Here is a 22,565-nt window from a genome sequence, read left to right as displayed (position 1 = left end):
TTACCACAGGAATAAAAAGTTTTTTTTGCCCAGCTCCTGCCGGAGTTGTAAAATGGCTCTGTGGGTAAGGTTATAGACCGTCCGCAGACTGGTATTTTTAGCCGCAGCGATCTGCTGTAGCGACATATTCTGTAAAAAACGCATCTCTATTACTTCCCGTTGTGCCGGGGTGAGTGACTGCAGGGCAGCTTGAATACGGTTGAACTGATGCGTAAAATCCTCCATTTCCTCCTGCTCCTCCTGCACCGGGCCGATCATGCTACTAATGTCCTTCAGCTTTTTTTCTTTTCCCCATTGCTCTATCAGCCTGCGTTTGAAGGAAGTCAGCAAGTAGGCAGACACCTGCACTTCGGGAGCCAGGTTCGCTCTTTTCTCCCACAGATAGATAAAAAAATCATGTAAATGATCCTTTACGAAGGCTGTTTCCCCATCGAGCCAGCGGCATCCCCATACGAACATGCGTGAATAATACCGGTCGTATAATTCACGGAATGCGCCTTGTTCACCAGCACAAAATTGTTTCCAGATATCTTTATCGTCAGACATATTAGCCGGAGGTACCGGCTGGATTCCCTGTTTGGTTGCGCCCAAAGATATCAATTTCAAGAAATAAAGTCACAGGAATTTCAGGAAGCGGATTCATTGAGCCAGGCGGCCGGTTCATTTGCCAAGGCCTGGATATCATTTATCAGTTCACAGGTATGGTACCCATCTGCCACAGCGTGATGTACAAATACGGTTAATGGCAACGAGGTCTTTTCGTTTTCTGTGTAGTATTTACCAAACCGGATAATCGGAAACAATAAAGACGACTCCGTATAGGTATCCTGGCTAAAGCCCGCGAAGCTCAGCCAGGGCAGCGCCGATACCGGGCAGAAATTCTGTGGCCTGTCAGCACGGGCTTTTAATCCTTTTACATCTTTGTACAACGTCATATCACGAATGATGGTTGCATAAAAGATAGTAAAGTCTTCATCGTATTCGCTCCATATGTCAGAAAATGTTTTATCATCTTCATGAAAAATAGTGTAGGAAGGATTTACATAATTCCAGTTGCCCAATATACCATTGGCATCAAAGCTGTAACGAAAGGCCTCATGACGGTTGACCGCTTTCATGATGACATATAACATTACAGGGTAAAATTTTAATTCTCTTTCTTTAATTTTTTTTATCAGTGTGGTGATGTCGAGGTTATAGTTGATATTATATTTTGTTTTTACGCCGTAGTAGAAATAATCAAAGTAGGGTTTCCGGGGCCAGGTGTTTGTATCTATAGGTGAAAAAACGGGTGTCATGTTACATTTTCTTTAATGATATAAAAAAGGCCGGCAGCGATGCCAGCCTGGAAATTTGTAGTGTTAAAGCAATTACATACACAGTATAATTTTCTCAGATTCCAGCCTGGAAAGGGTAGCTATCACCATTTGTTTCCGCCTCAATTCCTGCATGCGTTTGTGTCGTTCCTCCTTTTCTTTTATATACGCAGGATCATCTTCGACGGTTATCGCATATCCCTCTCTCTCCAGCTCTTCAAATATGTTTATCCTAATAGCCATATCAAAAACCTTTTAAGTTATTAATAAAAATATTGAACATTTTCAAAGGTATAGTATTCTGTACTAATTTCACCACCAAACCATTCTTATAATAGCAGTATTCCCCATACCCCCAGGCAAGTAATGCATGATCACCAGATGTCTGAATTTCCGTTACGTCTACAATCACCAAACCATTTGCCATACGCTGTTTCATCAACACCCTTGAGGATATTTCCCCTACCCAAATAAATTTAGGCATTGGCAAATTGAGAATCGCTTCCTTAAATTTCCCGGGAAAATTATCTTCGATTGCCAAATAATCTTTGTACGATCTGCTGGAAGTTAAAAAAACGCGAATAAACAATTCCGTATCCGAAGGAATATTAAACCGCTCACCCATCAACACATCCTTTATGTATAGCCTGGCTGCCATAGCATCCATATAGACTTTAGGGTAAAGAGGCACCAGGAACTCAACAATTTCGCACCTTCTCCAGCTATCATTATTATAATATACCATTGGTTCTTCCAAAGACGCCAATTGATAAGCCGAATAGTTATCATCAATAAAAACAAAGCGGTGTTCTATATCAGCACACTCCACAATACGGATATTCTTTTCACACATTCTTGCCGCTACCACAGCGTCTTCCTCCATAGACACCACTAGTCGATCAATATCATCACTGGTCGTCTCTGTACGACCAATTGCCAGCACTGCATGACCAATTCCACCACCAATATACCTATCAGATATGGATAGTATCAATGGAATACCGCTCTCAATATAGATGGATAATAAATTGGTAAATGAAGCGGATGAGTACATGGTCCTGAGATAGGATTTCGTACCAAAACCCAACTCCCGCAAAGCAAAACTCATTTGTTTAATACTTAATCCCTCCGACGGTAACTGGCGGAAGTATGACTGATTCCTCAATGTATTCATGATCGTGGAAGCTGTCAACGGCTTATATTCGGTATAGCGGGAAGAAAAATACTCCATCATCGCCCACAAAGCAGTTTCCGCACAGGTGATGGTTTCCGTATCCTGCGAAGCATGCGGAAACCCCACTGCTTCAAACTTAACCGCGCAAACTGTTGTTTGAAATTTACTGGTCAGGCAGAGAAAGCCGTTTTCCCGCAAAGCCCGGGGTGAAACTACACTTCTGCCAAGCACATTGGGTATCGTTGGCCGTATGATCACAAATCCCCAATAACGGCTCCGTAAATCAGCCACCCCGGTTGCATTCCTGAATTGATCAGGGGCTACAGAGCCATCGAAGACAGACACCCGGATACAATTTCTTTGGTATTGTTGGAGCTTGGAAGAAAAATAGGAATAATAACTGTCCCTGTACACCTTATCCACGTAAGGATACTCAATTACGAACTGCGCGCTGCCTTTGAGCCGGTTAAAGAATTCTTCCAATCTCCCGTCGTAGGCGCTTTCTGCATTTTTTTGAGAAACCGCGAATTCCTCCGTCATCACCAGGGTCAACTCTTCCTTTAGTTCATGTGGTGAACAAACAATTGTGGTAATACTCATAGAACAATAGATTTGGGATGAACAAACAATTATTATCAAAGCTATCTATTGTATGAATATACCTTCTCACGAATTCATAAAAAGCAAATGATTAACAAAATTCACTCCTTCCAAATGCGCAATTCATCTTTGTATGCGCGTTGATACAACTCCTGTATCAATGGCAGCAGCCTTGTTTTTTCCTCCGCTGATATAGGAGATTTATCGTCCCATCTTTTAATGGAACCAGGCTCGATGAGCGATTCCCGGGCGGAGATCTCACAAAACAGTGCCCTGTCATTTTCCTGAAAGAACAATAACTCGCCTCGGGCAACAATCAGGATACCGTACCGGTTGTCGTTTACAATAAACCGGTGCACACCGGCAGCGGATTTTAGTTCCTGTAACCAGGATGTGTCCATATACTATTTCTTTTTAGGGGGATGAATATTTTTCAGTTCAGCGCTCAGTGTTTCCTGAACGATCTCTATCATCCGGAGTATGGCGGCTGATGTTTTTTTTCGTGGTGCAATCAGCAGGTAGACCGTAATCTGCGGCAACGCCGGCAATGTTCCGGAGACCGGAAGTAGTTTGCAATCTGCCGGCAGTCCGATGGGCGTGCGTATGGTGATACCCAAACCGGCTTTGGCGGCAGCCCACATACCAGCCACATTGCTGGCTGTCAATACCGGTTTCCATGCTTTCCCCGACTTTTCCAGTGCTGCCAGTCCTGCTGCCCGGAATAAACAGGGCGGTTCAAATAACAGCAGCGGCAATGGTGATTGCTGCGCAATCGCTTTGTTATTGTTGCCAATCCAGCGCAACGGCACCTTGCCGATCAGGAGGGCGCCTTCGGGCAACGTCGTGCCAAAACAAACGATAAGATCCAGTTGACCCGCCTTTAGTTTCTGTTGCAGCACCACCTGTTTATCGATGGTTACCTCCATTTGCACGCGCGGATGTTGTTCGGCAAAACGGGCCAGCACCTGTGTTAGCCCCCCTTCGGAGAAGTCGGTCAGCATTCCGAGACGAACCATACCAGCCAGTTGCCGGGTGGACAGCGCCGCTACGGCTTCATCGTTGAGGCGTAACAGTTGCCGGGCATAACCCATCAGCAGCTCGCCGCTGCCGGTTAACTCCCAGCTACGTCCCTGTTTTACAAACAGCTGATGCCCTGTTAATTCTTCCAATCGCTGCATTTGCAGGCTGACAGCCGACTGTGAGCGTGCCACCTGTTCCGCCGCACGGGCAAAACTTCCCAGATCTACCGCCAATACGAAGGTACGTAGCAGGTCCAGATCCAATACATCCGTATTCATACTTTAGTTTTATTAAAGTATATATTGAGATATTTCAACTATACAAAAGTATGAAATTGCCATAGGTTTGCGGTCAAATATAAAACATATGCAAACGCCTTTTTCTTTTCAACTGGGGAACCTCGAGCTGATGATTTTCAGCGACGGCTACCAGCTGCTGGCGCCGGCCCATCCCATGATCGGGCCTTATGAACGACCGCACTTTATTCAACAGGCACTCAGCGCACAAGATCAATCTACAGCGGAGTTGCAGCTAGACCTCAACATACTGCTGGTTCGCGCACAAAACCGGCTGATACTGATTGACAGCGGCCTTGGGCCGGAAGACGTTACCAGTGGGCAACTTCCCCGGAAACTTTCCGCCGCAGGCATTTCTCCGACAGCCATCACCGATATTATACTGACACACGCACATACTGACCATATAGGCGGCCTTTTGCATCCAGACTGTTCCCCTATATTTCCGTATGCCCGTATCCACCTGAGTCAATTAGAATATGACAGCTGGATGGCTCATACACCTGATTTTACCGCCAGCCCGCTGGATGCCGCTCCCGGGATACAGGAGACACTGACCAGCCGCATCCGGGAAATATTGACCAGCATCCAGCCCCAGCTGAAACTGGTCCCCCCACGGGCAACACTATTCGATTGTATCCGGCTGATACCCGCACCGGGACATACTGCCGGGCATAGCATGGTGGAGATTTTTTCGGGTGAAGATACCTTGTTACATACCGGTGACCTGTTGCACGCTACCATACTGCTGCAACATCCGGAATGGGGTATGTTTTATGACTTAAACTTTAAGCAGGCTGCCAGGATACGGGAAGATATCCTACAAGAAATGGCGGAGAGCGGGAGGATGACCATGACCTATCATTTGCCATGGCCGGGCTTGGGAAAAATCAAACGGGGAACAACAGGGTTTGAATGGGAGCCGGTCAGGCTTTCTGATAGATGACCTTGTCACCGTATTCTCCCAGGATCACTTTACCATAGATCACTTTGGTCCACCCGTTTTCAAATCCATGGTTGTTGGCAATCAGGTACCCTTTGCCGGCATCTCTTTTAGTAATCTTATGGGCATCAATGTAACGGCCCCTTACTTTACAAAACACAATATCGCCTACGGCGTATTCCTGCTCCCGCCGAAACGTCAATAGCGTACCACTTTTCAGGATGGGCAACATAGAAGTACCAAAGGCCTTCATTTTTCCTGTTCCAACTGTTTCCAGTTCTTTTTTGAGTCTTTCATATTTATTCATAGCATAAAAATTAAGTGCATTTTGGGGTATAGGTTGACCGGATCGCCCACATCGGAGCAATCAACAACAGCATCCAACGATACGGTTATGACTAAAAAACTTGATGATCAGGAATCAGGGCAGCATTACAATAGGGGAAGAATTTAACCGGGGCAATGGTATAGGTACTTCGGGTCAATTATACTACAGATCTTATTCAAAAAGTTCTCTTTGTCGGGAACCTTATTTTCATTGCAAAGAAACGTTTTTATTTTCAGAAAAAAAAGCTGGTGTCGAAAAAACACCAGCTTTTTAGACTATTTCGTTCCATTAATCAACTCCATCGTATAAGCAACTTCCGGATCTTTATCGGCCTGTACATACCCGATAAATTTATCCATCGGCACTTCTTTATCCGGCATAATACCGCGGCCATTATCGGTAGTGGCATTAAAGAAATAAAGCTCCGACAGGGGTACGGTGAGCACACATTTCGTACGCGGTAACAGGTACCTCATAAACCAGGCGGCGGTGGTAGCGGCTTCGCCGCTGCCCGTTTCCTTACCGATCACGATTCCTCTTTTATTTTTCTGCACCAGCGATGCAAAATAGGTGGCTGCCGATACGGTACCTCCACCGGTGAGCACATATACTTTTCCGTGGAAGGCATCTTTATCCGGCGGAAAATTCTCCAGCAGTCCGTCTTTCAGGCGGGCATTGCCGACGTAGAAACCGGAGGCGCTGTCTTTATCAAAACGTTGATAAAAGAAGTTTTTCTGTCCCTGTATGTCTTCATCGGAAAGGCGTCTGCCGTTTTCCGCTACGGCATACTCAGGATAGGCCACCTCCATATTACGGGTGCGGTAGTTATATACATTCCGGAAGGGCGCTGCCGCCATAAACGAATACAAGAGTGCAGAGATAGCCGGATTACCGCCGCCATTGCTGCGTACATCGATGATCACCTGCTGGTAGTTACGTTTTTTTACTTCCCGGAAAAACTCGCTGAACTCTTTGTAGGCCTCCTGTTCGTTGATGGCAAATGTATTGACGGTGAGGCGACCGGTTTTCGTACTGTCGTCATAGTCATTGTAGATGTAGTAAGCCCGTTGCAGGAGGTTAAACGGGAACACTGATTGCCGGCCGGCATGGAAAGCGGCTGTAGGACCGGAAGCCGGGAGCACCGTTTTACGTGTTTCTTTACTACCGGGCGCTATCCAGTTCACCGGATAGGTAGCCTGATGTGGCGACAACAGGCTGAAAGTCACCTGGAAATCAGGATACAGCCTGTCCATACCGGTAGTAATAAAGCCATCACTATAGGCGGAAGAAGAGAGTGACTGCAATATTTCTTTTGCCGGTTTATTGTTGATGCTGATAATTTCGGCTCCGTAAGGAATGGTAGCGCCTTTGATATTAACGAATATACGTCCCCTTTCAATGATTACCGGGTAAGGAAAGAAACGCAGCGTGCTATATAGTTCCCGGGAATTGTCGTTGGAGAGCCGCAGACTGGTATGTACATCCCGCACCAGGTAGATAGGCGAATACTGCAGACCGGTGAGCATATCCGGCTCTTTGGCCATGCGGTCCATCAGGGAATCCACCCGGCGGGCGAATGTAACCGAATCGGTAAACTTATAGGGATTGGGATGTTGTTTTTTCAGAATATCAACCGCGAGCCTGAAGTCAGCGATAAAATCCTCTTTCGTCAGGTTGGCCAGTTTCTTTTCCTGGGCTGGCGCCTGCAGGCATGACAGTCCCAGTATGGCGCCGGCGCCAAATGTCAACAGTTTATTCATATGTTTTTGTTTTTACGGGTTATTGCTATTAATCAGCTCCAGGATACCTTCATTCCGGATGATCATCATACCCTGGCGGTCTTCAGTAATACCTTCTTCCAGCCGGTAGGTATAACGGGGACGGCTACCCTCCATCACCGTCGGCAGGTAACGGAATTGTATATTGGGTTGCTCCTTTAATGCTTCCCCTACTTCAATGATATGGGTAGAAACGATGAACAGGCAACCGGTATATTCCGCGAAGGCGGCCGTCACCGCCAGGGTTCCGTCGTAAGCGTCTTTTACGTTGGTACCTTTAAACAGTTCATCAAACATCAGCAACAGCCGTTTACCGCTGGCCGTCGCCTCCGCCGCCTGTTTTACCCGCACCACTTCCGCGTAGAAATGGCTGTAGCCCAGGCTGATATTGTCGGACACGTTGATGGAAGAATACAATCCTTCTCTAACGGAAAAGACCAAACGTTTTGCCGCCACCGGAAATCCCATATGCGCCAGGTACAGTGCAATGCCCACCGATTTCATCAGCGTGGATTTACCCGCCATATTGGCGCCGGTGAGAAACAGCACATTACTTCCTTGTTTCATGTCGATGTCATTACCGACGGCGTTGTTGATACAGGGATGATGCAACCCTGTGGCCGACAACCTGTTTTCTGCCGGCGCGAGCGCTTCCGCGTAATGGAAACCTCTGGCCCGCGCAACATCGCTCACGGCAATGTATACATCCAGTTCATCGATGAAAGCCAGCAGGTCGTCAATCGCCTGCCGGAGTTTATTTTTGAGCAGATGATCGTAGGTAGCCAGTGTTTTCACCGGCAGCGCCTGATAGATGTCCATGTCTGCCAGCTGTTCCATCTCCCGGGTACCCAGCAGTTGTTTCATGGCCGCAATACGGTGATCGTAGGGACCTGACAGGGATGCCATTGACGCTACGAAAGCATGGCTTTTTTTCACGGTGACGATGGTGGCTTGCAGCCCCTGCACATTTTTGCGGTAACGTTCATCACGGGCAATGGTAGAAAGGCCTTTTTTCCATAACGTATCTGCCATAGAGAACAGTACGTTTTTGCCCGAGCCGGTATCCAGGTATTCACGCATCTGTGCCAGCTGCTGTACGTCGAATGGAAACACCAGCCGAGCGTCCTGGAAAAAACGGAAAATACTGCTCCGTTGATTGATGGCATCCACCTCTTCCAGCGGCGTTTGAAACATGGTGTCCAGCAAACGTTCTCCTCCCCTTGTCTTCACCTGGTTGAACAGGTGGTATACTGATCCTTGCCGGAATTTACCCAGCAGGTTCAGCTCATCCATCGTTTGCCTGTCTATACTAAAGTTCATAACAGTAGTTTTTATTTTGTCTTGCGACCGTTTTGGAGAATATCCAGTATTCCTTCATTGCGGATGATGATCATCCCGTGACGGTCGTCCGTAATACCCTGTTCTAACGTATACGTATACTCGGGCTGGTGTCCGTTCATGCGGGTAGGCAGGTAGTTAAATGCCACGCTGCCGGCTTCTTTCAGGTCATCGCCCGCTTCCACGATATGGGAAGAGATCACGAACAGGCTGTTGCTGCGCCGGGCGAAAGCACGGGTAACAGCCACGGTAGCTTCATGGGCATCCTTTACGTTGGTACCTCTGAAAAGTTCGTCGAATATCACCAGCAGGGACTGGCCACTGCCCAGCGCGGTGGCTACTTTTTTCACCCGCAGTACTTCCGCGTAAAAGTGGCTGGCGCCGATACCCAGGTTATCCGGCAGGTTGATGGTGGTGTAAATACCGTCCAGCACTGAAAAGGACATGGCCCGGGCAGCCACGGGAAAGCCCATGTGCGCCACATACAACGCCGTGCTGAGGGCACGCAGGAAAGTGGATTTACCCGCCATGTTGGCGCCTGTCAGGAAGATAACGTTGCTGTCAGGTCGCATGGACACGTTATTGCTCACCGGATTTTTTAAAGCCGGATGATAAACGCCTTCCAGTTGCAGCGTAGCGCTACCCTTGTCGAGTGCGGCAGGGAATACGAATTTATTTTCCGTTGCCACTGCTGCCACTGAGAGGTAGACGTCCAGCATATATACATGCTCCAATAACCTGGTAATACGCTGGCGCTCCCGTGTTCTGAACAGCAGATCGAAGGCCGTCACCGCGCCATAGGAAAGTTTTCCTTTCATCGGTTCGTTGAGCGCCGGTTCCAGTGCCGGTTCTGCCAGTAACAGGGCAATCGCGGTGCGCTCGCTGCTATAGGCCGCTATCGCCGCTACAGCCGGACCTTCCACGAAACGATGCAGTTGTTGTATCAGTCCGATGACAGCCGTCACCCCGTTATAGATATCCTTCTCTCCCAACACTACTCCCCGGCCACCGGTTTTCGTTTGTTCGTCACCGTTTTTCAGGTATTTTTCGGCCATGTCGAACATCGCCGCTTCAAACGGGAAGGCCATCTTCAGTTGCGCGAAATGGGCAATGATACTGCTTCTCCGGTTGATCGCCGTTTTATCCGACAGCGGTTTCCGGAACATCTCCTGCAGCAGGGTTTCCCCTCCCCGTGTATGCGTGTGGTTATACAGTTCATAGATGCCGCTCACGTCACGTTTACCGAATATCCGGAGGTCATCTATGGTTTGTTCATCCGTTTGTAAAAACATAGTTTCCTGTTTTATTGTCTTTTACGACGCACCAGTAATATGGTTCCTCCCAGCAGTACCAGTGCCGGTAGTACCCAAACAAACATCATCTTTTCTATGGCCGCCGTAGTGGCGGTGATCGTCAGTTTGGTATCCACTGGTTTAGGCCGTGGTGTATAGATAGGGAAAGCATCGTTTACCATCCAGGCGTACAGGTTTCTTCCGAGGAAACCACCGCCCTGCCGGATGTTACTCATAAAGTCGGCGTCGCCGCTTACAATAATGCGTTGCTCTTTGCCTTTGATGTTACGGGTTAGCGCTACCGCCGTGGCGTAGGAAGGCTGGCGGGTATCTCCATCCTGCGGATTAAATACCGGCGCCGTAGAGTCGGTAACGAGCGTACCGGCTTTAAGCCATACTTTACCCGGATAGGTGGTGAGCAACGGCGTAGCTTTATAGGCGCTGCTGTCGTGGGGTGAGATACCGGCGACACCTGGCATCAACAGGCCCATGCCTTCTCCTTCCAACTGCAATTCCCGCAGGGATATCAGTGCCGGATCTTCCGCCAGATGCATACCCGCCGTGGTGAGGAAAGGTTTCACCATATGCGGCATTTCATCTTTGGAGGTTTCTATCAGCGTTCCATCCATCAGTTGAACGCCGAGTTGTTTCAACAGCGGGTTCAGCATCTGCTGTTTACCGGGTTCTCCCAGTATCAGCATATTGCCGCCATTATCGAGGTAGTGATTAATTTTTTCAGTGGCAGTGGTACTGAGGGCTGTCTTAGGATCAGCCAGCACCAGCGTGGCAATGCCGGCAGGAATATCCTGGGTATCGGCGTTGAGGCTATCGGAATCAAAGCCCATGTTAATCAGCGATTGCCGGTTTTCTTTGGCAATAGCATGTAAATTGTATTCCCGTTCCCCTCTTTTATAAATACTGCGTTCCAGGTTACCCGTGAGGAAAATGTTCTCCGGCATACGAGGCTGCAACAGCCGTTTCAGCGCTGGTGCCACCTGCCCTTCTTCCGGCCAGAACTGGGCATCGTCGAAGGTGCGCAGGAAGGTGGTCCTGCCTTTGTATTTCAGCTGCATTACCAGGCGATATGCTTCGGGTTGCAGATCGATCATTTTACGCACTTCCGCCGGCGCTTTAAAATCCGTCACTTTCACCTGGTAACCGTCTGCCAGCTGTTCCGCGATCTGTTGTAAAGTCTTTCCCGGCCAGGTCCTGTACAGCGTACTGTCGCCATCGTTCGTATCGTAATAATAAACGTAGTTGAACTTGATATCCGGCTTAAAACGGAGATAAGGTTCCCAGAGATTCCACATATAGTCGTTACGGTTCTCCGGCAGTCCGCGGGTAACGCCGGCGCCGAGGAGGTTGGTATACAGCGTGATCTCCATCGGTTCATTACCCAGCTCTTTTAATATCTGCTGCGTGTTGGGATGCAGGGTATTGTTCTGGCGTGCAGTAGTATCCCAGTAGCCAATCAGTGCCGGGCGTGAACTCACATAACCGATCGCCAGTACCGACACAAAAACGGCCACATAACGGAGCCCTGTCATCCACCAGGACCTTGACTCCCGGCCTGCTTTCAGCTTAATCAGCGTAAAGCTGACAAACATATACACGATCATCGCGAAATAAATCACGTCGGTAGTGGTAATCAGCCCTTTCAGCATTTTGGTGGTACGGCCGGAGATAGAGAGAAAATAAGTCAGGTCTCTTACCAGGTCGTACTTCTGCCACAGGCCACCAATACGGCCCAGCACGAAGATGATGATAAAGCTGCCGATGGCGGACACGATCTGGTAGTTGGTGAGGCTGGACATAAACAGACCGATGGCCGTATAGGTACATACCAGCAGATAAAAGCCTAACGTTGCAGAGAACAGTATCCCATAATCCACCGCCTGAATATTGAGCGCTCCCATGAACATAAATATGCCGACAATGCCTACCAGCAGCATATTATAGATCATGATAGCCAGGTATTTTCCAAACACGATCTCACGGGTACGGATAGGCGAAGAATACAACAGCTTGATAGAACCGCTGTTGATTTCCCGGCTGATCAATCCCATGGTGAGCAGGGGAACAAAGAGATAAAGGTTTTGCAGCACATTACCGAAGATCCCGTCCTGCCCCAAAAAGAGCGCCTCTGTGAGGGAGATGCCGAAGTCCTTAAACTTGGGATTGTTTTTGATAGCGATATCCTGCCAGTTGGCGAGGTTAAACAAAGCATAGGTATAATACACCGCACACTGCACCATAAAAGCGATTGTTAAAAACCAGGCCACCGGGGAATAGAACAGGTTCCGGAGCTCCGTTTTCGCAATCCTGAATATTATCTTCATGTATAAAAATTATTGAAGCGATTGAATAGATAACTGTTTGAAAATATCATCCAGCAATCCTTTGTCGAGGTTAATCTCCCGCAGCCGCCATCCGTGTTGCACGCTGGCTGCGATAATTCTTTCGGTGATGCTCTCATCGCCATCGAAATAGATGCGTATCTGGCGATCGCTGAGCATATCTACCCTGGACACGCCTTCTATCTGTTGCAGCTCCGCTGCGGTGGGTGCTTGTTCCATCCGTACCAGCACGCTGTGTGGTTGCACGTAGTTATTGAAAGCATCCATGGTATCGGAGAAGATCACCCGGCCACCTTCTATCATCACAATTTCCCGGCACAGCAGGTGTACTTCTGAGAGAATATGTGACGACAGCAATACGGTATGATCTTGTCCTATTTCGCGGATCAGTTTTCTGGCTTCTATGAGCTGGTTGGGGTCTAACCCGTTGGTAGGCTCGTCCATCACCACCAGTTTGGGTTTATGGATGATCGCCTGCGCAATGCCTACCCGCTGGCGATAACCGCCGGAGAGATTACCTATGAGGCGGGTACTGAAGTGGGAGATGCCTACCCGCTCCTTCGCCTCTTCTACTGCCTGGCGCACTTTACCTTTTTCTATGTGACGCAGCTGCGCCGTATAATGCAGGTATTCATCCACTGTCAGATCGGTATAAACCGGCGGGTTCTGGGGCAGGAAACCAATTTCCTTTTTGGCCAGTTCCGGTTGCTGGCGTATATCCAGCCCATTCACATACACGTGGCCCTCTGTCTGGTTCAGCACACCGCAGATAATATTCATGGTGGTAGACTTCCCGGCGCCGTTGGACCCTAACAGTCCGATAACGCCGGTATGGCCTATTTCCAGGTTAATATCGCGGATAGCCCAGGCACTGCTGTACCTGTGTGAGAGCCGGTCAATTTTTAAGATAGTGCTCATAATCGTTTTGAATAATTGAAAGTAGATGCCGGCTAGTACCTGATGCGCAACACTTTTTGTTCCTGTCCGTTGGTACCACCCGGGATGCCTATCAAGGCGAAAGTATAGTTCTGGTAGGCCCACGCTTCGATACTGTTGGGCGGAGGATTATGCACCCCTACCGTAGTATAGCTGGTAATCAACTGTCCGGTGGCGGCATCGCTGAATTCAAGCGTATAGTCTTCCTGCGCCGCATTGACCGGGTAATTCCTGAAACCGGTGATCCCTTTGAAGGGAAGGCTGGCCACTTCCGGCACGCCGTTTTTATCCTTGATTGTTATTTTCACCGGAGCGCTGCCGGGAGAAAGGTTCACGAAGCGGAAGCCGCATACGCTGTCACCCAGCGGATGATAGGGCACCACATCGGTGGTGAACAAGGTATCAGGCGCATCTACCGTACCCGTAAGAAACAGGGTGCGCATAGCGCCTACCGGCAGGTCGAGCATCAGGTTAAACAGTGGTTTGCTTTTTTCTGTCGTGTCAGGATACTGATACAATGCCAGCGGCTGACTGCCGGCGTAAGAGCTGAAGTAGTTGTGCAACAGCTCCACTACACCGTACTGCACCTGGTTGGCTATGTTGTACTGTATAGGCTGGGTACCACTGAAATTGGTGACCAGGGGCCGGCTGCCGGGCACCGCGTTGATGATGGTCAACGAAGCGGTGCCGGGTTTGGTTTTATCTTTGGAACAGGCTGCCAGTAATAATATCAGCAGGCAGCCTGCGGAATAAATGATCCGTTTCATAATCAATAACCGGGATTTTGAGTCAGGAAATGATTTACGTTGATTTCAGACACCGGGATTGGATATACCAGCTGGTAATCGCCTGCCCATGGCTGTTTTAAGGTAATGGCTGATAATACCTCGTGCGCTTTGCCGGTACGTTTCAGATCAAACCAGCGATGGCCCCATTCCGCAAAGAGTTCCGTTTGCCGTTCTTTCGCTACTGCTGCCAGCACCTGGTCTTTGCTCAATGAATTAGGCAATGCCGGTACTCCAGCCCTGGAACGGATCACGTTCAGATCGGCGATAGCGGCGGCCAGTCCGCCCGGACCGCCGTTGGCTGCCGCTTCAGCGCGTATCAGGTATTGTTCGGCCAAACGCAGCATCACGTAATATTCCCTTGGCGGGGCGCCATAACTGTTATTAGGAACGCCGATTTTGTATTTAACCGGATAATAGGCGGTCACTTCGGGGGTACCCACCACAGCAGTAGTCCTGGTACTGTCTATCCACATAAGGCGTTTATCTCCGGGTTCAAATGCTTTCATCAGCCCGTCGGTCAAACAATATTGCGCAATACCAGTCTTCAGGATAGTGGGAAGCATTAGATATCCTTCCGGAGTAGCATTATTCCGCTGCACCGCTGTATTGGACTGCTGCAGTTGCCAGATAGCCTCTTTACTTGCCACAACAAAGGCATTGTCCGGGTCGGGCTCCAGCTGGTACAGGCTAGTGTGGTTGATCACAGCGGTGGCCGCATCTACGGCGCCGGCATAGTCGCGCTGGTAGAGGTAAACCCTTGCCAGCAGTGCGGTCGCAGCATAACGGTTAGGGCGTATTCTTTCTCCGGTAGCGGTAGGATAGGCTTCCGGCATGGTGGCTGCCGCCTCCTGCAGGTCCTTCACCAATTGCTGATAGATCTGTACCTGTGGTGTCCTTGGCATGATCCTCGTTTTATTAAAATCGATGGTCAGTGCCAGTGGGACATCACCAAAAAAGTTGGTGAGATAGAAATAAGAGAACGCCCTTACGAACTTCGCTTCACCGGTTAACGCCTGTTTCACACTGTCTTTCACATTGGATGATGATGAACCGGCAATACCTTCAATCACGGAATTGGCGCCGTATATAGCGGTATAAGCAGAATTCCAGAGACCACCGGAACGGCCGGCATCGAAGACGGTGAGTTTGTTGATATTAGGCAGGTACCATGATTTATCTGCCGTGGTACGGAAAAAAAACAGTTCATCGGATGACAGGCCACCCATAACGGTAGAAAGCCCGGCCGCAAACGACTGATCTCCGACAGGTGGCGCCGATACGGGATTATCTCCGTTGATCATACGGGTATAGATACCAGCCATGGCGCCATTGGCCTGTTTTTCAGAGCCAAACACCTGTGGTGTGGAAATGGTGTTTACCGGATCAGGTACGGATACCAGTTTTTCGCAGGATGATTGAAGCATAGCCCATAACAGCAAGCCTCCGGAAACAGCGATGATTTTATGATAGGTCTGCATAAACTGATCATTTAAAAATTAAGTGTGACACCACCGGTAATTGTTCTGGGAGCGGGCAGCGCCAGCGGGTTCGGCAAATCCGGATCGAGGCCCGGGAACCGGGTAATGGTGAAAATATTTTCTGTCTGCATAAACAAACGGAGACTTTCCATGCGCGCTCTTTTTATCAGCTTTTCAGAAACATCATAACTGAGGGAGAGGCTGCGTAAACGGAGGTAGGAAGCGTCCGTAAAAGCGCCGTCAGACGTATTTAAATAGCTGCTACCCGACGACGTATAACGGACGTATTTAGCGTTGTCGCCCGGTTTGGTCCAGTGGTTATCCAGTGCTTTCACCGGGATATTGGTAAACGTGCCGGGGACAATGCTGGCGAAAGGATCGGCGCCGATTTGTTTTTTGAAATCAAAGAAGAGGTCCAGGCGTATCCCTTTCCAGGTGAACTGGGAACCTATGCCGCCATAGTATTTAGGTGCTATATCAATGGCAACGTAGCGGTCGGCCGTTGCGGTAGTTAGACCCGACTGTGCCACATCGATAAAACCGTCCTGATTATGGTCTTCAAAACTGTGTTTACCGGTGAGCGGATCTATCCCCAGGTAGTGCAGATAGTACTGAGAAGAAAGGGACTCCCCTATTTTGTATACGTTGTAATAAGGGGACAGTTCCAGTCCGGGATAGGATACCAGTTTGTTGTGGTTACGGGAGATATTGAATGATACCGACCAGGACAGATCTTTTTGTTGAATGAGATTTGCTCTCAGCAAACCTTCCCAGCCGCTGTTTTGTACCACCGCCGGCCAGTTCGCAATTACGGAGTTAAATCCGGTATAAAACGGCGTAGGCAGGCCAGTCACCTGATCTCCGGTACGATTACGGTAGTGTGCCACTTCCAGGTTGATACGGTCATTCAGGAAGCTGGCTGTTAACGCACCTTCCATTTTTTTATTGGCTTCCCAGTGATAGTCCTGGTTCAGGGCATGTATCGGTACATAAGGCGGAATACCTCCATATTGGGCCAAAGGTATATTGTTTAACATGGTGCTCCATTGGGACAGGTACTGGTAATCACCGATAGATCCATCACCCCCGGTGATACCGTAGCTGCCGCGCAGTTTCAGGAAGCTCACCCAGGAGGGCAATACCGCTTTTACCCATGGTTCTTCCGAAAGAATCCACCCAAGGCCTACCGAACCGAAGTTACCGTACTGCCGTCCGGGCGCGAAACGGGAAGAGCCGTCTCTTCTGGCATTCAGGTTCAGCATGTATTTATTATCCCAGTTATAGGAGATACGGCCAAATACGGCGGCATATTTATAACGGGCCACATTTTCACTCGCCTGCTGGAAAGGTGCGTTGGTCACACTATTCAATAATGCATCGTCGGTATACCCAAAACCAAAGATGGTACCGCCATTGGTAGCGGCGGCCTGATAACTGGCGCCTGCCTGCACGGAAAGGTCCCCTTTGCCGATAAACCGGCTGTAGGCCAATTGTGGTTCCACGATCCAGTTGGTATTACGGGTTGTCCCGAAAATCGCCATTCCCGTGGGGTTTGTGATAGGATTCTGACTGGCAATTGGTTGGGTGCTGTGATTATTGCCACTCACATAAGAATAGCCACCGGTAGTGCTAAAGGTGAGTCCTTTGATAATCTCATAGCGTATCTCCATATTACCATCGAACTGGTTTGTCTGATTATTGCTTTTATACAGCAAAGGGGCAAACGGATATGGATCTGTTGCTTTGCCGGAAGCGTTCCACTCTTCATAATTGAGATTACCTTTGCTATCAAAAATCGGTGGTGCATTTGGCGCCAGGTAAATGGCATTGGAATTGTTCTGGATCGCATCTACTTTCGTATAGCCGATGGTACTGCCCACCATTATGCTGAACTTCTGATTATTGCTGTTGTGCCGGATACGGGACATGAGCGATGCTTTCTGCGAAGCGCCGCTTCTGCTCAGTATTTCCACCTGACGGCCATAGTTGGCGCCCACATAAAAAGTATTATGATTGTCGCCCCCTGAAAGGCTGGCAGATACGGAGGTCATTTTGCCGGTACCCAGCAGCTCCTTTTGCCAGTTGGTATACCGGGTAGTATCCCACAGCATCAGGTCAGGTGCATTGGCGACCGTAGGCGCTATGCCATCATTTTTAAAGGCTTCCCGTCTCATTTGCAGGTATTGCCGGGTATCCAGCAGTTGCCACCGGCGGGGTACCGTTACGATGCCTTCCTTTGCATCGAGTGACAAAGTGGTTTTTCCCATTTTACCTCTTTTGGTGGTGATGATGATCACCCCATTAGCGCCCCGGGAACCATATATAGCGGTAGCATCCGCATCTTTCAATACTTCGATGCTTTCAATATCTTTAGCACTAAGGCCAAACAGCGGACTTTGGCCGCCGGTAGGCACGAGCCCTCCCTGTACAAAACCACTGGAGACACCGTTGACCGATGGGTTGAGATCTAATACCGTCAACGGCACCCCATCAACGATATATAGCGGATCAGACAAAAAACCCTTTCCGAGGGAGTTCCGTCCCCTGATCTCCAGTTTAACCGGCGAGCTGGCATAACCGCTTGTCTGCGTCACCAATAAACCCGGTACCCTGCCCTGCAAGGCTTGTAGGGGGTTCATGACCGGCTGCGAAGCAATCTCCGCTCCGCTGACCTTTGTGATATTACCGGTAGCCAGGCGTTTGCTGGTAACGCCATAGGCCTGTACTACGGCCTGATCCAGCTCACTGGTGGCGGTCTTCATTCTCACATACATGCTCACACCCGGTTGTCCTGCAGGCATACTCACCTTCTCATAGCCGATGCTGGAGAAAGTGAGTATTTCTGCGTCCTTTACATTCTTCAGGGAAAAAAATCCCTTTTCATTTGTTTGCGTGCCTTTATTGGAAGCGCTGGCGAACACACTCACCCCTGGTATCGGCTGGGTTGTTTTTTCATCGAATACCACCCCCATTATTTCTGCCGGTGGTGGGGGCGTATTAAATGCCGGCGGCATATCCGATTTGCGGAATATCACGATGGTGGTCCCCACGATCGAATAGCTCAGCGGCGTTTTTGCCAGCAGCGCTTTCATAAATGCATCCAGCGGCTGGTTGTGGGCATTCACCGGAACTGTCAACGTTACGTCTACCTGTTCCGGATTGAATACCACCGCATAGTTGGTTTGTTTTTTCACCTCTGCAAACGCCTGTTGCAGCGACACTTTTTTGCCGCTATAAGTCATAGTCTGGGATAATCCCCGCAGCGGCAGGCAGAAAACCACCAGCAGCAAGAGCCCCAGCTGTTTCCACGGTATATACCGCTTTGGATGTCTCAATTCTGGCATAACATTTTTTTGGTTGATAAATAATCCTGGTATCAGAAGCGGCCGGGCATGGCTCCGCCTGTAAGCTTTAAGGGCTTTTCATTCCGGGACATACCAGGCCCTGACCACTAAGGCCGGTATGTTCACCTCCTCACCAGTTGTTGCTTGTTGATCTGAATTTTTATTATGGTTGCTTTATGGCATTATTATCAATTGTTTTCCTTCAATCCGGTAACGGACGCCCATTCTTTCCAGTACTATCAGCGCCTGTGACAGGTCCAGGTCTCTTTTAATTTCTCCGCTGAAGATGATATCTGCACTACCCGGCTCATAAACCACCGTCACATCATACCATCGGGCCATTTGCCGCAGGACTTCCTTCAGGTGGGCATGGTCAAACTGGAAGGAGCCGTTTTTCCATGCCATGGCCATATCCAGGTCGGGATGTTCCAGCAGTTGCAGCCCTGTTTCCGATATGGCCGCCTGTTGTCCCGGCTTCAGCACCACGGATGCCTGTTTATGATTCACCCGTACGCTGCCATCCACCAGGGTGGTACGAATGCTGTTTTCATCCGTATAGGCATTTACGTTGAACCGGGTACCCAGCACCTCCACAGTAGCTTTGCCATTAACATCCACACGGAAAGGCTGGCGCGTATTGGCGGCCACTTCAAAGTAGGCTTCGCCGGTAATAATAACGGCACGAACTTTCTCCGTAAAAGCCGTCGGATAGGTGATACTGGAGGCGGCATTGAGCCATACGGCTGTGCCGTCGGGCAGTTGTATGCGGTATTGCCCGCCCCTGGGTGTTGTGAGGGTATGGTATTCCACTGCCGCAGTAGCTCCCTGGTAATTCAGCCGCCCGCTGTCGTTGCGGACCGTGAGACCGGGCTCCTGTACGATACTGCCCCGGGTACTGTCGAGCATAATTTCCTGTCCGTTGGACAGTTTCAGCACTGCCCTGTTGGTGCCGCTGGCAATGACCACCGGCGGCGCTACCTGCGTTTGTTTCCGGCTATGGAGCCACTGCGCTCCCGTAGCGGCTACCACGCCTGTTATAATGGCCGCCGCTGCGTACCGTACCCAGGTGCGCCGCCACAGGGGCAGCCGGTGTTCAACCGGTTCTTCTTCCGCCGCCATAGACACCATCAGCCTGTCGAGGATACGTTGGCTTCCCCCTGCTGTTAAAGGTATCGGATTCTCAAAAGCTGCGTCATAATTCCCCCGCAGCACCGCTTCCATATCCGTTTCCACCGCTGCCGGGTTTTCCTTCAGCCAGGCAAAAAGCGTTTCACTCTCCGGTTCCGTGATGGTGCCGTCGAGGTACTTTTGCAACAGGTCTGCAGGAAATTTATTTGGTTCCATACTAATAAGACTAATGAGTAAAAGAAATGGGTGGATGGTCCGGAAAAAAAATTCCGTTTTTTTTATTTCATGGCTATCAGCAGCATCAGCAGGGAGATATTGCCATGCTCCAGCAGGTATTCCCGGATGGATTTTACCGCCAGGGACAGGTGCTGTTTGAACGTATTACGGGAAATATTCATCAGCGCAGCCGCTTCTTCGTAACTTTTCCCCTGCCGGCGGCAAAGGATAAATGCTTCCCGGCGCTGTGGGGGAAGGTTATCAATTGCCTTCTGTAACAGTTCCTCGTATTGTTTCTGTTCAACAGCATTAAACACGGACTGTTCATGAATGCCCAGGGAAACGCGGTGCATGACCTCATCGCGCACGGCGTCAAACAAGGTAAGCCTGTTCAGCTGGGTAAGGGCTGTATTACGGGCCAGGCGGTACAGGTAAGCAGCAAAGGACGACTGGATGTCCAGCTGTTCCCGGATCTCCCAGATCTTCAGGAACACATCGTGCACCAGGTCTTCTGTGAGCAGCGGATTTTTGGTAAACTTCAGCAGGTAGGTATAAATACCCCCGTGGTATTGCATGTAGATCGCTGTAAACGCTGCCTGGTCACCTATAGCAAGTCGTTTCAGCAGTTCCTGTTCATTCATTCTATAGTAAGATATCAGACAATCAAACTCCCCACTCCGGAGACAGGGGTAAATTTAATATTAAATGCAGCAAAAAAAGAAGCCTTTCGTTCCCGGCTATACCAGTATTTGTCCATTAACATAAAAATCGATAAGTTTATTCCCGTTTTACGTTTTTGCTTATTCTTTTATCTGTCTCCACATGCAACCAAATCTTTTGTCTGCCAACACCTGTCAGCGCATATCGGCTATGCTGCTGTTTTTGATCATCTTCCTTTATTACCCTGTTGTTAGTCATGCACAGAACAATAATGTGCCCGACAAATATGCCGGTGGCAAAAAACTGGTGACCGAGCTGAGTAAGATTCTCAGTCCCCGTGGCATCCAGGAAAACTATGAAGCCACCCTGGGCCGCACCCATCAATGGGTATTTGTGCGGGGACAGGACAGCAGCAACCCTGTCATTCTTTTTATTCATGGCGGCCCCGCCTCCCCTATGGCGCCTGTTATGTGGACCTGGCAACGGCCACTGGAAGAGTATTTCACCATGGTGCAATACGATCAGCGTGCTTCCGGTAAAAGTTTCCTGGCCAACGATACCACTAACCTGGGCGCTACCCTTCATATAGACCGTTATGTAGACGATGCCATTGAACTGGCCGAACAGTTATGCCGGAAATACCATAAAAAGAAACTGATCCTGATGGGACATAGCTGGGGTACTATTATCGGCATGCGCGCCGCCCTGAAACGCCCCGATCTGTTTTATGTTTATATAGGAGCCGGCCAGAATATCAACACGGTAGACAATGAGCGGGTAAGTTTTGAATTTGGCCTGAAAGAAGCCACCCGCCGGAAGGACACGGCGGCCATCCGGGAGCTGCAGTCTATTGCCCCGTACCCGGGCAACCAGCCCATTACCCGGGAGCGGATCATTATTGCCCGTAAATGGCCGCAGGAATATGGAGGGCTGGCCGCCTACCGGCCGGTGCCCGCCTACTTCTTTAATGCCCCGCTGTTATCGCCCGAATATGATAAAAAAGATGTAGCCGCCATTGATGAGGGGAATATCTTCACGCTGGGCCGGGTGATGGACGAATTCCTGGCAGTGGACTTTAAGCATGTAAAGGAATTTCCCATACCGGTGCTGATGTTCATGGGACGGCACGACTATACCACTCCATCCGAACCCACGAATGCCTGGCTGAAAAAAGTAAAGGCGCCGTATAAAAAAGGAGTATGGTTTGAAAATTCCTCCCATCTGATGATGATGGAAGAGCCAGGCAAGTTTTTACTGACACTTGTACAGGATGTACGGCCGCTGGCATTAAAATAAACCTCCTTAAAAATATAAAGCCGCATCAATCAGCAGTGATTGATGCGGCTTTTCAGATCCTGTATATATAGTTTATTTACAGTATACACAAGGCTCTTCCGGAAACCGTACCGTATTACAGGTAATGCGCACGGTAGGAAGATAGCGTTGATTGTTGGCCAGCCCGCCAGCGATCATGTTCCGTTCTGCATCGCTGAGCACAGCGACGGCAGCTTTGGTGAACACCAGTTTTTTATTGATAGCAATTTTCTTTTTCATGGCTACATTTTTTAGCAAC

At 49.3% G+C, this 22,565-nt stretch carries 20 protein-coding genes; 2 read left to right on the top strand and 18 right to left on the bottom strand.

What is annotated here, in order from left to right:
- From ICL07_RS21010 to ICL07_RS20985, 6 genes are all read right to left on the bottom strand, one after another.
- A complete protein-coding gene (locus ICL07_RS21010; protein ID WP_188090009.1) occupies positions 1–591 on the bottom strand; it encodes an RNA polymerase sigma factor in 591 nt (196 codons plus the stop codon).
- 35 nt (positions 592–626) lie between these two features.
- Positions 627–1,298 (bottom strand): CatA-like O-acetyltransferase, encoded by a 672-nt coding sequence (locus tag ICL07_RS21005; protein WP_188090008.1) that lies wholly within the window; start codon positions 1,296–1,298, stop codon positions 627–629.
- Positions 1,299–1,370: 72 nt separating this feature from the next.
- Complete coding sequence (locus tag ICL07_RS21000; protein WP_188090007.1) at positions 1,371–1,559, bottom strand: hypothetical protein; 189 nt, start codon at positions 1,557–1,559, stop codon at positions 1,371–1,373.
- A 1-nt stretch (position 1,560) separates the two neighbouring features.
- Positions 1,561–3,090: a hypothetical protein gene (locus ICL07_RS20995; RefSeq protein ID WP_188090006.1), complete on the bottom strand. Its 1,530-nt coding sequence runs from the start codon at positions 3,088–3,090 to the stop codon at positions 1,561–1,563.
- A 101-nt stretch (positions 3,091–3,191) separates the two neighbouring features.
- On the bottom strand, positions 3,192–3,491 hold the full coding sequence (locus ICL07_RS20990) for a hypothetical protein (protein WP_188090005.1): 300 nt from the start codon (positions 3,489–3,491) through the stop codon (positions 3,192–3,194).
- Between the two features lie 3 nt (positions 3,492–3,494).
- Complete coding sequence (locus ICL07_RS20985) at positions 3,495–4,388, bottom strand: LysR substrate-binding domain-containing protein (protein WP_188090004.1); 894 nt, start codon at positions 4,386–4,388, stop codon at positions 3,495–3,497.
- An 88-nt stretch (positions 4,389–4,476) separates the two neighbouring features.
- On the opposite strand from ICL07_RS20985, the gene ICL07_RS20980 reads away from it, so the two are divergent.
- Positions 4,477–5,352, top strand: coding sequence for an MBL fold metallo-hydrolase (locus tag ICL07_RS20980; RefSeq protein ID WP_188090003.1), 876 nt, complete (start codon positions 4,477–4,479; stop codon positions 5,350–5,352).
- Here ICL07_RS20980 and ICL07_RS20975 read toward each other — a convergent pair.
- The 11 genes from ICL07_RS20975 to ICL07_RS20925 all read right to left on the bottom strand — a co-directional run bounded on the left by ICL07_RS20975 (position 5,333) and on the right by ICL07_RS20925 (position 20,973).
- A complete protein-coding gene (locus ICL07_RS20975) occupies positions 5,333–5,656 on the bottom strand; it encodes a S24 family peptidase (RefSeq protein ID WP_188090002.1) in 324 nt (107 codons plus the stop codon). The two genes, ICL07_RS20980 and ICL07_RS20975, sit on opposite strands and share 20 nt — an antisense overlap.
- A gap of 296 nt (positions 5,657–5,952) precedes the next feature.
- Entirely contained in the window at positions 5,953–7,437 is a 1,485-nt protein-coding gene (locus tag ICL07_RS20970) for a S41 family peptidase (RefSeq protein WP_188090001.1), read from the bottom strand.
- A 12-nt stretch (positions 7,438–7,449) separates the two neighbouring features.
- On the bottom strand, positions 7,450–8,775 hold the full coding sequence (locus tag ICL07_RS20965) for a MutS-related protein (protein ID WP_188090000.1): 1,326 nt from the start codon (positions 8,773–8,775) through the stop codon (positions 7,450–7,452).
- 11 nt (positions 8,776–8,786) lie between these two features.
- Positions 8,787–10,085: a MutS-related protein gene (locus ICL07_RS20960; RefSeq protein WP_188089999.1), complete on the bottom strand. Its 1,299-nt coding sequence runs from the start codon at positions 10,083–10,085 to the stop codon at positions 8,787–8,789.
- A gap of 11 nt (positions 10,086–10,096) precedes the next feature.
- On the bottom strand, positions 10,097–12,424 hold the full coding sequence (locus ICL07_RS20955; RefSeq protein ID WP_188089998.1) for an ABC transporter permease subunit: 2,328 nt from the start codon (positions 12,422–12,424) through the stop codon (positions 10,097–10,099).
- Positions 12,425–12,433: 9 nt separating this feature from the next.
- Complete coding sequence (locus tag ICL07_RS20950) at positions 12,434–13,360, bottom strand: ABC transporter ATP-binding protein (RefSeq protein ID WP_223152051.1); 927 nt, start codon at positions 13,358–13,360, stop codon at positions 12,434–12,436.
- 32 nt (positions 13,361–13,392) lie between these two features.
- Positions 13,393–14,145, bottom strand: a complete 753-nt coding sequence (locus ICL07_RS20945) for a DUF4397 domain-containing protein (protein WP_188089997.1) — start codon at positions 14,143–14,145, stop codon at positions 13,393–13,395.
- Between the two features lie 2 nt (positions 14,146–14,147).
- Positions 14,148–15,644, bottom strand: a complete 1,497-nt coding sequence (locus ICL07_RS20940; RefSeq protein WP_188089996.1) for a RagB/SusD family nutrient uptake outer membrane protein — start codon at positions 15,642–15,644, stop codon at positions 14,148–14,150.
- An 11-nt stretch (positions 15,645–15,655) separates the two neighbouring features.
- On the bottom strand, positions 15,656–18,988 hold the full coding sequence (locus ICL07_RS20935; RefSeq protein WP_188089995.1) for a SusC/RagA family TonB-linked outer membrane protein: 3,333 nt from the start codon (positions 18,986–18,988) through the stop codon (positions 15,656–15,658).
- A gap of 174 nt (positions 18,989–19,162) precedes the next feature.
- Positions 19,163–20,332, bottom strand: a complete 1,170-nt coding sequence (locus ICL07_RS20930; protein WP_188089994.1) for a FecR family protein — start codon at positions 20,330–20,332, stop codon at positions 19,163–19,165.
- A gap of 62 nt (positions 20,333–20,394) precedes the next feature.
- Positions 20,395–20,973 carry an RNA polymerase sigma factor gene (locus tag ICL07_RS20925; protein ID WP_188089993.1) on the bottom strand — a complete coding sequence of 193 codons (579 nt, stop codon included), beginning with the start codon at positions 20,971–20,973 and terminating at the stop codon, positions 20,395–20,397.
- A 181-nt stretch (positions 20,974–21,154) separates the two neighbouring features.
- Here ICL07_RS20925 and ICL07_RS20920 point away from each other — a divergent pair, with 181 nt between their 5' ends.
- On the top strand, positions 21,155–22,288 hold the full coding sequence (locus tag ICL07_RS20920) for an alpha/beta fold hydrolase (protein WP_223152049.1): 1,134 nt from the start codon (positions 21,155–21,157) through the stop codon (positions 22,286–22,288).
- Between the two features lie 72 nt (positions 22,289–22,360).
- Here the strand turns inward: ICL07_RS20920 and ICL07_RS20915 are convergent, their stop codons facing one another.
- The gene (locus tag ICL07_RS20915; RefSeq protein WP_188089992.1) at positions 22,361–22,546 is read right to left on the bottom strand and encodes a class I lanthipeptide; all 186 of its coding nucleotides are present in this window, start codon (positions 22,544–22,546) and stop codon (positions 22,361–22,363) included.
- Between the last annotated feature and the right edge of the window lie 19 nt (positions 22,547–22,565).

Source organism: Chitinophaga qingshengii (assembly GCF_014529935.1).
Classification (GTDB): domain Bacteria; phylum Bacteroidota; class Bacteroidia; order Chitinophagales; family Chitinophagaceae; genus Chitinophaga; species Chitinophaga qingshengii.
The sequence above is the reverse complement of the archived record's forward strand: the minus strand, read 5'-3'. Positions and strand labels throughout refer to the sequence as shown.

Bases quoted from the DNA above. Each gene is read 5' to 3' on its own strand.
- ICL07_RS20945 (WP_188089997.1), bottom strand. From the start codon at position 14,145: ATGAAACGGATCATTTATTCCGCAGGCTGCCTGCTGATATTATTACTG.
- ICL07_RS20915 (WP_188089992.1), bottom strand. From the start codon at position 22,546: ATGAAAAAGAAAATTGCTATCAATAAAAAACTGGTGTTCACCAAAGCT.
- ICL07_RS20980 (WP_188090003.1), top strand. From the start codon at position 4,477: ATGCAAACGCCTTTTTCTTTTCAACTGGGGAACCTCGAGCTGATGATT.
- ICL07_RS20990 (WP_188090005.1), bottom strand. From the start codon at position 3,491: ATGGACACATCCTGGTTACAGGAACTAAAATCCGCTGCCGGTGTGCAC.
- ICL07_RS20950 (WP_223152051.1), bottom strand. From the start codon at position 13,360: ATGAGCACTATCTTAAAAATTGACCGGCTCTCACACAGGTACAGCAGT.
- ICL07_RS20925 (WP_188089993.1), bottom strand. From the start codon at position 20,973: ATGAATGAACAGGAACTGCTGAAACGACTTGCTATAGGTGACCAGGCA.
- ICL07_RS20970 (WP_188090001.1), bottom strand. From the start codon at position 7,437: ATGAATAAACTGTTGACATTTGGCGCCGGCGCCATACTGGGACTGTCA.
- ICL07_RS20960 (WP_188089999.1), bottom strand. From the start codon at position 10,085: ATGTTTTTACAAACGGATGAACAAACCATAGATGACCTCCGGATATTC.
- ICL07_RS20985 (WP_188090004.1), bottom strand. From the start codon at position 4,388: ATGAATACGGATGTATTGGATCTGGACCTGCTACGTACCTTCGTATTG.
- ICL07_RS21005 (WP_188090008.1), bottom strand. From the start codon at position 1,298: ATGACACCCGTTTTTTCACCTATAGATACAAACACCTGGCCCCGGAAA.
- ICL07_RS20965 (WP_188090000.1), bottom strand. From the start codon at position 8,775: ATGAACTTTAGTATAGACAGGCAAACGATGGATGAGCTGAACCTGCTG.
- ICL07_RS20935 (WP_188089995.1), bottom strand. From the start codon at position 18,988: ATGCCAGAATTGAGACATCCAAAGCGGTATATACCGTGGAAACAGCTG.
- ICL07_RS20975 (WP_188090002.1), bottom strand. From the start codon at position 5,656: ATGAATAAATATGAAAGACTCAAAAAAGAACTGGAAACAGTTGGAACA.
- ICL07_RS20920 (WP_223152049.1), top strand. From the start codon at position 21,155: ATGCAACCAAATCTTTTGTCTGCCAACACCTGTCAGCGCATATCGGCT.
- ICL07_RS20955 (WP_188089998.1), bottom strand. From the start codon at position 12,424: ATGAAGATAATATTCAGGATTGCGAAAACGGAGCTCCGGAACCTGTTC.
- ICL07_RS20995 (WP_188090006.1), bottom strand. From the start codon at position 3,090: ATGAGTATTACCACAATTGTTTGTTCACCACATGAACTAAAGGAAGAG.
- ICL07_RS21000 (WP_188090007.1), bottom strand. From the start codon at position 1,559: ATGGCTATTAGGATAAACATATTTGAAGAGCTGGAGAGAGAGGGATAT.
- ICL07_RS20930 (WP_188089994.1), bottom strand. From the start codon at position 20,332: ATGGAACCAAATAAATTTCCTGCAGACCTGTTGCAAAAGTACCTCGAC.
- ICL07_RS20940 (WP_188089996.1), bottom strand. From the start codon at position 15,644: ATGCAGACCTATCATAAAATCATCGCTGTTTCCGGAGGCTTGCTGTTA.